Annotated in this window: 11 protein-coding genes and 1 pseudogene; 6 read left to right on the top strand and 6 right to left on the bottom strand. The window is 70.4% G+C overall.

The genetic code is table 11. From position 1 onward, the window contains the following. Positions 1–1,981, bottom strand: a 1,981-nt coding sequence (locus ADY59_RS43320; RefSeq protein WP_049575927.1) for a sensor histidine kinase, incomplete at its 3' end; no start/stop codon positions are given. Between the two features lie 329 nt (positions 1,982–2,310). Between ADY59_RS43320 and ADY59_RS43315 the strand changes: the two genes are divergently transcribed. The 6 genes from ADY59_RS43315 to ADY59_RS43290 all read left to right on the top strand — a co-directional run bounded on the left by ADY59_RS43315 (position 2,311) and on the right by ADY59_RS43290 (position 9,652). Further along, positions 2,311–3,369: a quaternary amine ABC transporter ATP-binding protein gene (locus ADY59_RS43315; RefSeq protein WP_331459579.1), complete on the top strand. Its 1,059-nt coding sequence runs from the start codon at positions 2,311–2,313 to the stop codon at positions 3,367–3,369. Beyond that, the gene (locus ADY59_RS43310) at positions 3,366–5,279 is read left to right on the top strand and encodes an ABC transporter permease (RefSeq protein WP_049575923.1); all 1,914 of its coding nucleotides are present in this window, start codon (positions 3,366–3,368) and stop codon (positions 5,277–5,279) included. The genes ADY59_RS43315 and ADY59_RS43310 overlap by 4 nt, the downstream gene beginning before the upstream one ends. Beyond that, a complete protein-coding gene (locus ADY59_RS43305; RefSeq protein ID WP_049575920.1) occupies positions 5,276–6,244 on the top strand; it encodes an ABC transporter substrate-binding protein in 969 nt (322 codons plus the stop codon). The genes ADY59_RS43310 and ADY59_RS43305 overlap by 4 nt, the downstream gene beginning before the upstream one ends. A 135-nt stretch (positions 6,245–6,379) precedes the next feature. Continuing rightward, the gene (locus ADY59_RS43300) at positions 6,380–7,231 is read left to right on the top strand and encodes an ABC transporter substrate-binding protein (protein WP_231619169.1); all 852 of its coding nucleotides are present in this window, start codon (positions 6,380–6,382) and stop codon (positions 7,229–7,231) included. 7 nt (positions 7,232–7,238) lie between these two features. Then, on the top strand, positions 7,239–8,861 hold the full coding sequence (gene betA / locus ADY59_RS43295; RefSeq protein WP_049575915.1) for a choline dehydrogenase: 1,623 nt from the start codon (positions 7,239–7,241) through the stop codon (positions 8,859–8,861). 26 nt (positions 8,862–8,887) lie between these two features. Continuing rightward, complete coding sequence (locus tag ADY59_RS43290) at positions 8,888–9,652, top strand: TetR/AcrR family transcriptional regulator (protein ID WP_156326102.1); 765 nt, start codon at positions 8,888–8,890, stop codon at positions 9,650–9,652. A 29-nt stretch (positions 9,653–9,681) separates the two neighbouring features. Here ADY59_RS43290 and ADY59_RS43285 read toward each other — a convergent pair whose 3' ends face one another. From ADY59_RS43285 to ADY59_RS53040, 5 genes and pseudogenes are all read right to left on the bottom strand, one after another. Beyond that, entirely contained in the window at positions 9,682–10,419 is a 738-nt protein-coding gene (locus ADY59_RS43285) for a hypothetical protein (RefSeq protein WP_049575909.1), read from the bottom strand. 114 nt (positions 10,420–10,533) lie between these two features. Next, a complete protein-coding gene (locus tag ADY59_RS43280; protein ID WP_082310845.1) occupies positions 10,534–11,085 on the bottom strand; it encodes a GTP-binding protein in 552 nt (183 codons plus the stop codon). Positions 11,086–11,092: 7 nt separating this feature from the next. Next, the gene (locus ADY59_RS43275; RefSeq protein ID WP_049575903.1) at positions 11,093–11,455 is read right to left on the bottom strand and encodes a DUF742 domain-containing protein; all 363 of its coding nucleotides are present in this window, start codon (positions 11,453–11,455) and stop codon (positions 11,093–11,095) included. 21 nt (positions 11,456–11,476) lie between these two features. Beyond that, positions 11,477–11,899: a roadblock/LC7 domain-containing protein gene (locus tag ADY59_RS43270; protein ID WP_049575902.1), complete on the bottom strand. Its 423-nt coding sequence runs from the start codon at positions 11,897–11,899 to the stop codon at positions 11,477–11,479. Positions 11,900–11,924: 25 nt separating this feature from the next. Further along, positions 11,925–12,503, bottom strand: a pseudogene (locus tag ADY59_RS53040) (hypothetical protein); the annotation flags it as partial.

Below are 12,503 nucleotides of genomic sequence, written 5' to 3'. Positions count from 1 at the left end.
GGTAGGGGGTGGCGGTGGCGCCGGGGATGTCGGTGAGGAGGGCTTCGGGGAGGAGGACCATGGCCGTCAGGCCGCCGGCGTCCTGGCGGCGCAGCTGGACCTTGATGTTGTGGCGCAGCGCCAGCCGCCCGACCACGAACAGGCCCATGCGGCGCGACACCGACACGTCGACCACCGGCGGGTTGGCCAGGCGCCAGTTGGCCTGGGCCAGCTCGTCGGGGGTCATGGCGATGCCGCTGTCGGAGACCGACACCATGAGGCCGCCGCCGTCGATGCGGTTGCTGGAGATGACGACCTTGGTGTCGCGGGAGGAGAACGACACGGCGTTCTCGATCAGTTCGGCGAGCAGGTGGACGACGTCGTTGACGGCCTGGCCGAGGATGGCCGCCTCGGACTGGATCTGGATGCTGACCCGGTCGTAGCTCTCGACCTCGCCGAGCGAGGCGCGGACGACGTCCATGAGCTCGACGGGCTCGCTCCACCGGCGGGCGGCTTCCTGGCCGGCCAGGACGAGGAGGTTCTCGCTGTTGCGGCGCATGCGGGTGGCGAGGTGGTCGAGCTTGAACAGGTCGCCGAGCCGGGTGTCGTCGCGTTCGCCGCGTTCGAGCCGTTCGATGAGCGTGAGCTGCCGTTCGACGAGCGTCTGGCTGCGCCGGGACAGGTTGACGAACATGGCGTTGACGTTGGAGCGCAGCCGCGCCTCGTCGCCGGCGAGCCGTACGGCCTCGCGGTGGACCTCGTCGAAGGCGCGGGCGACCTCGCCGACCTCGTCGCGTGAGAAGACGTGGATGGGCGGCACCTCGGCGTCGACGTCGCCGTCGCGTGACTCGCGCAGGTGCTGGACGAAGTCCGGCAGCCGGCGGCCGGCGATCTCCAGCGCCTCGGCGCGCAGCCGGCGCAGCGGGCGGACGAGTGAGCGGGCGACGCCGGTCGTGATCAGCAGGACGGCCACGAGCAGCGCGACGACCGCGCCGGCGATCACGTACGCGCGCTGCCGTTCGTCGGCGCTGAGCGCCTGGGAGCGGGCCAGGATGCCGGTGGCCTGGCGCTGTTCGACGGCGCGCAGGGAGTCGACGACGGTGGTGGACGCCTTGAACCACAGCCCGGCGTCGTCGGAGGTGCTCTGGTCGAGGCCGCGCAGCGGCTGCCCGGCGGTGGCCCTGATGAGCACCAGTTCGCGCAGGAAGAGCATGTCGTCGGCGCTGCGGCCGTTGACGGTCTCGTCGAAGAAGCGCCGCTCGGCGGCGGTGGCCTCGTCGGCGAAGGAGGCGCGCTCGTTCTCCTCGCGGGACAGCTCGCCGAGCAGGCGCTTGAGCTGCTCCTGGCTGATGGCGCCCTCGCTCAGCGCGGTCGTGAGCATGGCCTGCTGGAGGGAGAGGCTCTCCTTGGCGCCGGCGAGGGCGTGCAGCATGCGCGACTGGCGGATCAGCTCGTCGTCCTGGCTGCCCTTGATGAGCTCGTCGTGGACGGAGAGCAGGTCGTCGATGACGACGGTGTAGAGCTCGACGGCGGGGGCGGCCAGCAGATCGGCCTTGAGCGCCTGCTGGCGCAGGGCGAGCAGGTCGTCGAGCCGGTTGAGCATGTTCTCGATCTGGTCGGCGGTGCGGCCGGTCACGCCCGGCAGGATGGCGCCGGCGCTGCCGCGCACCTCCTGGATGACGCCGTCGGACAGTTCCATCTGCTCGCGGACGGCGGCGAGCTGGGCCTGGGGGCGGCCGCGTGCGATGTACCAGGACATCCTGGCGCGTTCGGCGGCGACCTCGTGGGTGAGCGCGCCGACCTGTCCGGAGAGCTGGGCGAGCCGGCTGGTGCGCTCGTAGTCGTCGGCGGCGCCGGTGGAGGCGAACACCTGGAACCCGCCGAGGAGCACGGCGGCCGCGGTCGGCACGAGGATGAGCGCGACGAGGCGGGCCCGGACCCGCCAGTTGCGCAGCCGCCAGTTTCCTTCCTCTGGCGGCCGCTGCCCTAACTCTGTACTCACCGAACGCAACCCTCTCGCCGGAATCGGCGCTATATGCGACCCGCGGGGAAATCCAGGTAATTGGAACACATGCCGACCAGCTCGGCCAAGAGAACATAACGCGACATAAGTCAAGCAGTGTGACGCATGAGCATAGAACCTGGAGCTCCACATATAGCGCACCTTCAGCGCGAAATACCACACTAAATCGATGGATGTCCGCTGATGGGCGTTTGTCGCGTTCCAGATCCATAACACCGGAGAGGCACCCAGGTCTCCAGAGAGTCACACCGTTGAGATTGTCGTGAATCCCGACATATGTTTGCCCCCTCAAAGCGAGGAGGCGAGTGGTGCGGGTTTCTCCCGACAGCGCGGCCATCGGCGTCGAGGGACTGTGGAAGATCTTCGGCCCCAAGGCGGCGAAGGTGCTGGCGTGCGATGACAGGTTTCTGGAACCCGCCGCACTCAGGGAGAAAACCGGCTGCACCGCCGCCGTCAGGGACGTGAGCTTCGACGTACGGCCCGGCGAGGTGTTCGTCGTCATGGGCCTGTCGGGCAGCGGGAAATCCACGCTCGTCCGGTGCCTCACCCGGCTCGTCGAGCCCACCGCCGGCCGCGTCGTGATCGGCGGCGAGGACGTCGGCGCCGCCACCCCGGCCCGGCTGCGCGAACTGCGCCGCCACCACGTCAGCATGGTCTTCCAGCACTTCGGCCTGCTGCCGCACCGCCGCGTCATCGACAACGTCGCCTACGGCCTGGAGGTGCAGGGCAGGCCCAGGGCGGAGCGGCATGCGCGGGCGGCGGAGATTCTCTCGCTCGTCGGCCTCGACGGGCACGCCGACGCCTTCCCCGACCAGCTCTCGGGCGGCATGCAGCAGCGCGTCGGCCTGGCCAGGGCACTGGCCGTCGATCCGCAGGTGATGCTGTTCGACGAGCCGTTCAGCGCGCTGGACCCGCTCATCCGCCGCGACATGCAGGCCGAGGTGATCCGCCTGCACCGCGAGGTCGGCAAGACCATGGTGTTCATCACCCATGACCTGTCGGAGGCGCTCAAGCTGGGCGAGCGCATCGCGATCATGCGGGCCGGCTCGATCGTGCAGCTCGGCACGCCGGAGGAGCTGGTGGGCGCGCCGGCCGACGACTACGTGGCCGACTTCGTCAGGGACGTGCCGCGCAGCCACGTGCTCTCGCTGCGCTGGATCAGCCGCCCGCCCGAGCCGGGCGAGCCGCTCGACGGGCCCGAGCTGCCCGCCTCCACCGTGATCAAGGACGCCATCGCCGCCGCCTCGGAGTCCTCCCGCCCGATCCGGGTGGTCGACGGGGACGAGCTGGTCGGCGTGGTGGACCGGGTCGACCTGCTCACCTTCCTGTCCGGTCAGGACACCGGGGACACGGTGACGGCCGCATGAGCAGCACGGCGGTCAGCACGCCCTCGGGCCTGAGGGTACCGGGCTGGCTGGCCCCCGCCGGGGTCGCCGTCCTGTTCGCGGCGGCGTACCTGGTCTTCCGCGGCACCGGCACGCTGCCGCACGACAGCGAGGCCCCGCAGTTCGCGGCCGTCACCGAGCTGCGCGAGTGGATCGACGACCACCGCAACGACAACCCGGTCTTCCTGTACTTCCTCAACTACGTCCGGCTGTTCGTCGGCGGCGTGTACGGCCTGTTCCACGGCGCGCTGACCGCGCTGGGGTGGCCGGGGCTGATCGGCGTCATGGGGGCGCTGGCGTGGCTGGCGGGCGGCTGGCGGATCGCGCTCCCGGCGGTGGCCGGGTTCTGCTCGTTCGGCGTGCTGGGGCTGTGGGAGTCGAGCGTCGAGACGCTGGCCCTGGTCGCGGCGGCGGTGCTGCTGTCGCTGGCGATCGGTGTGCCGCTGGGCATCTGGGCCGGACTGTCGCGGCGGGCGCACCGCGCGGTCACGCCGGTGCTGGACGTCATGCAGATCATGCCCACCTTCGCCTATCTGGCGCCGCTGGCGCTGTTCTTCCACATCGGGGCGCCCGCGGGCACGATCGCGACGATGATCTACGCCATCCCGCCGGCGATCCGCATCACCGCGCTGGCCGTCCAGCAGGTCTCCCCCACCGCCGTCGAGGCGTCGGCCTCGCTCGGCGCGACGCGGGCCCAGACGCTGGTCAAGGTCCACCTGCCGCTGGCCAGGTCCACGATGGCGCTGGCGGTGAACCAGACCATCATGATGGCGCTGTCCATGGTGGTCATCGCCAACCTGATCAACGCGCCGGGCCTGGGCTCGGACATCATCCTCGGGCTCTCGCGCGCCCAGGTCGGCATCATGCTCCCGGCCGGCGTGGCGATCGTGGTCATGGCCATGGTGCTGGACCGGATGACGGTCTCGGTGGCCAGGCGCGGCCCGCACAGCCGGATCGGCCGCGCCGGCCTGGCCGGCGCGGGCGCGCTCGCCGCCGCGGGGGTGACGCTCGGCCTCGTGCTGCCGCACGAGTGGCCGGAGGCGCTCACGGTCGATCTGGTGGCCGAGATCAACGACGCCGTCCTGTGGGCCGAGACGAGCTGGTACGGCGTCACCACGTTCATCAAGGACACCACCTCGTACCTGCTGCTGAACCCGCTGGAGAGCCTGTTCACGACGGCGCCGTGGTGGCTGGTCGCCGCCGCGGTGCTGCTGGCCGCCTGGCGGGTGAGCGGGGTGCGGCCCGCGCTCACGGCACTCGGCTGCCTGCTGGCGATCGCGCTGCTGGGCACCTGGGAGCACGCGATGCGGACGATGACCACGGTCGCGGTCGCGGTGAGCGTCACGCTGGTCATCGGCCTGCTGCTGGGCGTGGCCGCGGCCCGCTCGGCGCGCTGGTCGGCGGTGCAGCGGCCGGTGCTCGACGCCGCCCAGACCATGCCCGCGTTCGTCTACCTGCTTCCGGCGCTGGCCCTGTTCGGCACCACGCGGTTCACCGCGATCTTCGCCTCGATCGTCTACGCCGTCCCCCCGGTGGTGCGGCTGGTCGAGGAGGGCATCAGGAACGTGCCCGGCACGGTCGTCGAGGCGGCCGCCTCCGCGGGCTCGACGCCCGGCCAGCTCCTGTGGAAGGTCCAGTTGCCGATGGCCAGGCGGGCCATCCTGCTGGCCGCCAACCAGGGCATCGTCATGACCCTGGCCATGGTGGTGGTCGGCGGGCTGGTCGGGGCCGGCGCGCTCGGCTACGACGTGGTGCTCGGCTTCTCCCAGCGGACGGACTTCGGCATGGGTTTCATCGCGGGCGTGGCGACCGTGCTGCTCGGCGTCATGCTCGACCGCATCACGCAGGGCGCCGACAGACGCCCCTCCCCCCACCAAAGGAAAGTCACATGAAGATTCGCCTGCTCGCAGGCCTGCTGGCGCTCGGGCTCGCCACGGCGTGCGGCGGAGCCACCGTGGAGAGCGCGCCCAGCGCCACCCCCGCAGAGGGCTCCGCCAGCGCCTCCGCCCCCACCGGGACCGTGAAGATCGCGATCAACCCGTGGGTGGGCTACGAGGCCAGCGCCAACGTGGTCGCCTACCTGCTGAAGAACGAGCTCGGCTACACGGTGGAGCTGCCGGAGATCAAGGAGCAGCTCGCCTGGGAGGGCTTCGAGACGGGCGACGTCGACGTCATCATCGAGAACTGGGGCCACCCGGACCTCAAGAAGCAGTTCATCGAGGAGAAGAAGACGGCCGTCGAGGCGGGCTCCACCGGCAACAAGGGCGTCATCGGCTGGTACATCCCCAAGTGGATGGCCGACGAGCATCCAGACATCACCGACTGGAAGAACCTGAACAAGTACGCCGACCTGTTCAAGACCTCCGAATCGGGCGGCAAGGGCCAGTTGCTGTTCGGTGACCCGTCGTACGTCTCCAACGAGGCGGCGCTCATCAAGAACCTCAAGCTGAACTTCAAGATCGTCACCGGTGGCAGCGAGGCGGCGCTGATCAAGGGCGCCCAGCAGGCGCAGGCGCAGAAGAAGCCGCTGCTGTTCTACTTCTGGGACCCGCACTGGCTGTTCAGCAAGACCGAGCTGGTCAGGGTCAAGCTGCCGGAGTGGACCGAGGGCTGCGACGCCGACCCGAAGAAGGTCGCCTGCGACTACCCCGAGATGGACCTGGACAAGATCGTGAGCACCAGGTTCGCGCAGTCCGGCGGCAAGGCGTACGAGCTGGTCAAGAACTTCAGCTGGACCAACGAGGACCAGAACGCGGTCGCCGACGACATGACGAACGGCGGTATGACCGGCGAGGAGGCCGCCAAGAAGTGGGTGGAGGCCAACCCCGCCAAGTGGCAGGCCTGGATCCCCCAGTAACCCCTTGACCCGTGGCCCCGCCGGACCGGGGCCACGGTCGCGGAGACTCTCATGCGAACCAAGACGCTCGCCGGGCCGCTGTTGCTGGCCCTGCTTCTGACGGCCTGCACCAGTGCGGCGCCCACCCCGCCGGCCGTGGGCGACCGCACGGTCAGGATCGACATCCACCCGTGGGCCGGGTACGAGGCCCAGGCCGCCGTGCTGGCCTACCTGCTCCAGCACGAGCTGGGTTACCGGGTGGAGAGGCGACCGATCAAGGAGGACGAAACCTGGGCGCGGTTCGAGACCGGCGAGGTCGACGTGATCGTCGAGAACTGGGGCCACAACCATCTGAAAGAGGAGTACATCGAGCGCAAGAAGGTCGCGCTGTCCGCCGGCCTCACGGGCAACAAAGGGGTGATCGGCTGGTATGTCCCCGAGTGGATGGTCAAGAAATATCCGGACATAACCGACTGGCGGAACCTGAACAAGTACGCCGACCTCTTCAAAACCTCAAGATCCGGAAATGCCGGACAGGTCCTGGACGGCGATCCCACCTTCGTCACCAATGACGAGGCGATCGTCAAGAACCTCAACCTGAATTACCAGGTCGTCTACTCCGGCAGCGAAGCCGCGCTCATCAAGGCGGCCCAAGCGGCGACGAAGAATCGGACGCCCTTGTTGATGTATTTCTACGAACCGCAATGGCTCTTCAGCAAAGTGAAACTGGCGAAGATCAACCTTCCGCCCCACGCCATCGGCTGTGACGCCGATCCGGTCAAGGTCGCCTGCGACTACCCCCCGTACCTGCTTGACAAGATCGTCAGCAAGCGGTTCGCCGAGCGCGGCGGGAAGGCGTACGAGCTGGTCCGCAACTTCAACTGGAGCAACGAGGACCAGAACGCGGTGGCCAGCGACATGATCAACCGCAAGCTCACCGCCGACCAGGCCGCCCAGCGGTGGGTCGAGGAGAACGAGATCGTGTGGAAGGACTGGATGCCCAGGTGAGCGCCAGGTGAACTACGACTACGTCATCGTCGGCGGCGGGTCGGCGGGCTGCGCGCTGGCCAACCGGCTCAGCGCCGACCCGTCGGTGTCGGTGCTCGTGCTGGAGGCCGGGCGGCCGGACTACCGGTGGGACGTGTTCATCCACATGCCGGCGGCTCTCATGTTCCCCATCGGGAACCGGTTCTACGACTGGCGCTACGAGTCGGAGCCCGAGCCGCACCTGGACGGCCGCCGCGTCTATCACGCCAGGGGCAAGGTCCTGGGCGGGTCCAGCAGCATCAACGGCATGATCTTCCAGCGCGGCAACCCGCTCGACTACGAGCGCTGGGCGGCCGACCCCGGCATGGAGCAGTGGGACCACGCGCACTGCCTGCCGTACTTCAAGCGGATGGAGAGCTGCCTGGCCGACCCGGGTTCGGAGTTCCGGGGCGGCGACGGGCCGCTCAAGCTGGAGCGCGGGCCGGCGCACGGGCCGCTGTTCGAGGCGTTCTTCGAGGCCGTGCAGCAGGCCGGGCACCCGCTCACCGACGACGTGAACGGGTTCCGCCAGGAGGGATTCGCCGCGTTCGACCGCACCCTGCACCGCGGGCGCAGGCTGAGCGCCGCGCGCGCGTACCTGCACCCGGTGCGGCGCCGTCGCAACCTGACGGTCAGGACCCGCGCGTTCGTCGAGCGAATCGTCTTCGACGGCACGCGCGCCACCGGCGTGGTGTGCGACGGCGAGCGCATCACGGCGGGCGAGGTGATCCTGTGCGGCGGCGCGATCAACTCGCCGCAGCTCCTGCAGGTCTCCGGCGTCGGCCCCGCCGCCGTGCTGGCGGCCGCCGGGGTGAAGGTGCTGCACGACCTGCCCGGCGTCGGCGAGAACCTGCAGGACCACCTGGAGGTGTACGTCCAGCACGCGTGCACGCGGCCGGTGTCGCAGCAGCCGTCGCTGGCGCTGTGGCGCAGGCCGTTCATCGGCGCGCAGTGGCTCTTCCTGCGCGGCGGCCCGGGGGCCACCAACCATTTCGAGGCCGGCGGGTTCATCCGCTCCAACGACGACGTGGCCTACCCGAACCTGATGTTCCACTTCCTCCCGATCGCCGTGCGCTACGACGGCTCGGCGCCCGCGGGCGGCCACGGCTACCAGGTGCACATCGGCCCCATGTACTCCGACGCGCGCGGCTCGGTGCGCATCACCTCGGCGGACCCGCGGGTCAAGCCGGCGCTGCGCTTCAACTACCTGTCCACCGAGCAGGACCGGCGTGAGTGGGTGGAGGCCGTCCGGCACGCCCGCGCGATCCTCTCCCAGCCGGCCTGGGCGGGGCTCGACGGCGGCGAGCTCAGCCCCGGCCCGTCCGTGCGGACGGACGAGGAGATCCTGGCCTGGGTGGCCAGGGACGGCGAGACGGCCCTGCACCCTTCGTGCACCTGCCGCATGGGCGTAGACCCGATGTCCGTCGTGGACCCCGCCACGCTGCGCGTCCACGGCCTCGACGGGCTGCGCGTGGTGGACGCCTCGGCCATGCCCTACGTGACCAACGGCAACATCTACGCCCCGGTCATGATGCTCGCGGAGAAGGCGGCCGATCTCGTCCTCGGCAACACGCCGCTCGCCCCGGAACCGGTGCCCTTCTACCGCGCATGATTGACCGTACGGTGTACCGTACGAGGGTGACAGTGGAGTACAGCGGCAAGGGAGATCCGGCTCGCAGCCTCGCGCTGCTCTGGCGCACCAGCGAGCGCGTCAGCCGCAAGGGCAAGCCCGACCTGAGCGTCGACCGGATCGTGCGCGCCGCCATCGAGGTGGCCGACGCCGAGGGACTGCAGGCGCTGTCGATGCGCCGGGTGGCCGAGCGGCTGGGCGTGGGCACGATGTCGCTCTACACCTACGTGCCGGGCAAACCGGAGCTGCTCGACGTCATGCTCGACACCGTCTACGGCGAGGCGCCGCTGGAGGACGTGCCCGGCGGCTGGCGGACCAGGCTGGAGCGGATCGCCCGCGACAACTGGGAGCTCTACCTGCGCCACCCCTGGCTGCTGCAGGTGGCGGCCAGCCGCCCGGTGCTGGGCCCCAACGCCACCGCCAAGTACGACCACGAGCTGCGCGCCGTCGACGGCATCGGCCTGACGGACGTGGAGATGGACTCGGTGATCACCCTGGTGGCCGGGTTCGTGCACGGCACCGCCAGGGGCGCGGTGGAGGCGGCGCAGGCCGAGAGCCAGACCGGGGTGAGCGACGAGCAGTGGTGGGCAGCGCACGCGCCGTTCTTCAGCCGGATCGCCGACGCCAGCCGCTTCCCGACGGCCACCCGGGTCGGCCAGGCGGCGGGTGAGGCCATGGGCAGCGCCTACAGCGCTGGGCACGCCTTCGAGTTCGGCCTCCAGCGGGTCCTCGACGGCATCGAGGCCCTGGTCCACCGCCGCACGACCGGGTGAGGCTCAGCCGGTCCGCGCCGGCCGGGCGCTCAACCGGCCGTCCGGTGCTCCGGGGCGGTGCGGCCGGCGGCCAGGACGGCCGTACGGTGCCGCTCGGACGGCGGCCTGGTCCAGGTCAGCCCGGGGCCGTCGGCGGCGATGAGGCCGAACACCACGTCGCGCAGCACGGCCCCGGCGGGCATCCCGGCACGCTCGCCGCGCGCCGCCCGATAGCGCTCGTGCACCCGCCCCAGGTCGAGCAGCAGCGTGGTGGCGTACTCCCCCGGCACGACGACCTCCAGGCAGCCGCCCGCCTCGTCGAGGTACCAGGAGCCGCCCGCCGGGCTCCCCGGGCGGACGAGCTCGCGCACGGCGGCGCCGAAGGCCGCCCCGTCCATGCCGTCGGCCTCGCCGGCCGGCAGGCCCTCGCTCAGGTGCAGCACGCCGGGCCGTTCGGTGGCGGCACACCACTCGACCAGCTCGCGCACCACGCCCTCGGGGTCGTGCAGCCCGTCCTGGCCGCGCGCGGCGAACCGGTCGGCCAGCAACGGCAGCGAGATCACGCGGGGCGGCTCGAAGAGCCTGAGCACGCCCCGCTCCTCGCTCACGACGGCCCGGTCGTGGCAGGCCCGCAGGCCCTCCATGAACGCCACCCGGGCGTTCTCCTCCAGCCGGGACTCCCAGTCCCAGCCGGGCTCCGGCGCCTCGTCAGCGCCGGAGGCCCCGCGCCGGAACGACCAGACGATCACCCCGGCGACGGCCAGGGCCACCCCCACCGCGATCCACACGATTCACACTCCTGTGCACGCCTTTTCAGCTGACCCGAAGAAAGACCTAGCAGCGTAGTGTGATCATGCCGGATATATCCGACAATTCCAGCTAACGACCTGCTACCGCCCCGCTCACCGAACAGGCGCGGCGCGCAGCCGTACCACGTGCTCGACGAGCGAGATCAGCGTCGCCTTGACCGAGTCGCGATTGCGCGCGTCCGTGCGCACGATCGGGACCTGCGGCGAGAGCGCCAGCGCCTCGCGCACCTCGTCGTCGGTGTGGTGGAACTGACCGTCCCAGCCGTTGATCCCGACGACGAACGGCAGCTTCGCCTCCTCGAAGTAGTCGATGGCGGGGAAGCTGTCGGCCAGCCGCCGCGTGTCGAGCAGCACGACCGCCCCGATCGCGCCCTTCACCAGGTCGTCCCACATGAACCAGAACCGGTGCTGTCCGGGCGTGCCGAACAGGTAGAGGATCAGGTCACGGTCGAGCGAGAGCCGCCCGAAGTCCATGGCGACGGTCGTCGTCCGCTTGTTCGGCGTGTGGCCGAGGTCGTCGATGCCCGCGGACGCGTCCGTCATCACCGCCTCCGTGGTGAGCGGCAGGATCTCGGACACCGCCCCTACGAACGTCGTCTTGCCGACGCCGAACCCGCCCGCGACGACGATTTTCGTCGAAGTCAGCCCGGGGCTAGAGCCTGCGAAGTCCACTGAGCACCCTTTCGAGCATATTGAGGTCTGGCTGTCCCTGGCTGAGGCGTGGCGCGTGCAGCCGGACGAGCCCTTCGTCCGACATGTCGGCGACGAGCACGCGAGCCACGCCCAGCGGGACGCGGAGCAGGGCCGAGATCTCGGCGACCGACCGGAACGACCTGCAGAGCTGCATGATCGCCTCCTGCTCCGGGGTGAGCAGGGCCATCTCGTCGTCCGGGATGGACATGGACGAGATCAGCGTCTCCATCGCGAGGTGATAACGCGGCTCGGAACGGCCGCCGGTCACCGCGTAGGGACGGAACAGGGGCTCGTCGTCCCCTGCGCCGTCACTGCCGTACACGACCCTCTCCCGTCATCTGCATCACCGCGTCCTGGCCGCCTGCAGCTCCGCCCGCAGGGCCGGGGTGAGCGCCTGGCCCGCCCGGTCGACGAGCAGCGTCATCTGGTACGCCACCAGCCCCATGTCACAGTCGGGCCCGGCCAGCACGGTCAGCACCGAGCCGTCGCTGATCGCCATGACGATCAGCAGTCCGCGCTGCATCTCGACGACGGTCTGCGACACCGATCCGCCTTCGAACACCCGGGAAGCGCCCACGGTGAGGCTCAGCAGACCCGCGGAGACCGCGGCCAGCTGGTCGGCCCGGTCCGGAGGGAAACCCTCCGAGGCGGCCAGGCAGAGCCCGTCCGCCGATACGACGACCGCGTGCGCGACTCCTGGCGTGTTCCGCACGAAGTCGGTGATCAGCCAGTCGAACCGGTGCGCCTCATGGCTGAGGGTCGTCACTCGCCCTCCCTAGCAGGACGCTCACTCACTCTCGTTCCTCCTGTTCACGTACTTCCGCCCGACCCCGGCGAACTCCCTGCTGGTAGCTGGCCATCCTGCTGCGTATCCGGTCAGGTGACAACGGCTGGGCCGGGGCCTGCCGCTGCTGCGGCTGTGCCACCGGCTGAGCGGCGGCCGTGCCCGGGACCAGGTTGGCCTTGGGGGTGCGCTTGGGAAGCCCGGCGGCAGTGGTGCCACCGAGGCTGGGGTCGCTCGCGGCGGCCGCCGCCCGCCAACCGGCGTCAGCGGCGGTTCGCCACGCTTCCTCCCCAGAGGGTACGGGTTGCGCGGGCGATTGCTCATCCCGGTTCGATTCCGGTGCTGTATCGCCTGGAGGCCTGCGGAACCAGGCGGACTCCACCGAGGCGAAGATCGGCAGGAACTCCTCCTGCTCGGGCTCCATCGGCGAGACGTCCACGGAAGGCGGCGGCTCGGGCCTGCGCACGTCGTTCGTGCTGTAGGCCGGGGCGGGCGGGAAGACCCCGTCCGAGCTGGGATACGACGGGAACGTGCCGATCCGCTCCGGGCCCGGCTGCGACGGGAGCGCTGGCGGAACGGGGGGCGA

The sequence above is a fragment of the Nonomuraea sp. SBT364 genome (assembly GCF_001083785.1).
Lineage (GTDB): Bacteria > Actinomycetota > Actinomycetes > Streptosporangiales > Streptosporangiaceae > Nonomuraea.
Note: the sequence above shows the minus strand (reverse complement) of the source record. Positions and strands in the feature narration are given on the sequence as shown.

Bases quoted from the DNA above. Each gene is read 5' to 3' on its own strand.
- ADY59_RS43310 (WP_049575923.1), top strand. From the start codon at position 3,366: ATGAGCAGCACGGCGGTCAGCACGCCCTCGGGCCTGAGGGTACCGGGC.
- ADY59_RS43305 (WP_049575920.1), top strand. From the start codon at position 5,276: ATGAAGATTCGCCTGCTCGCAGGCCTGCTGGCGCTCGGGCTCGCCACG.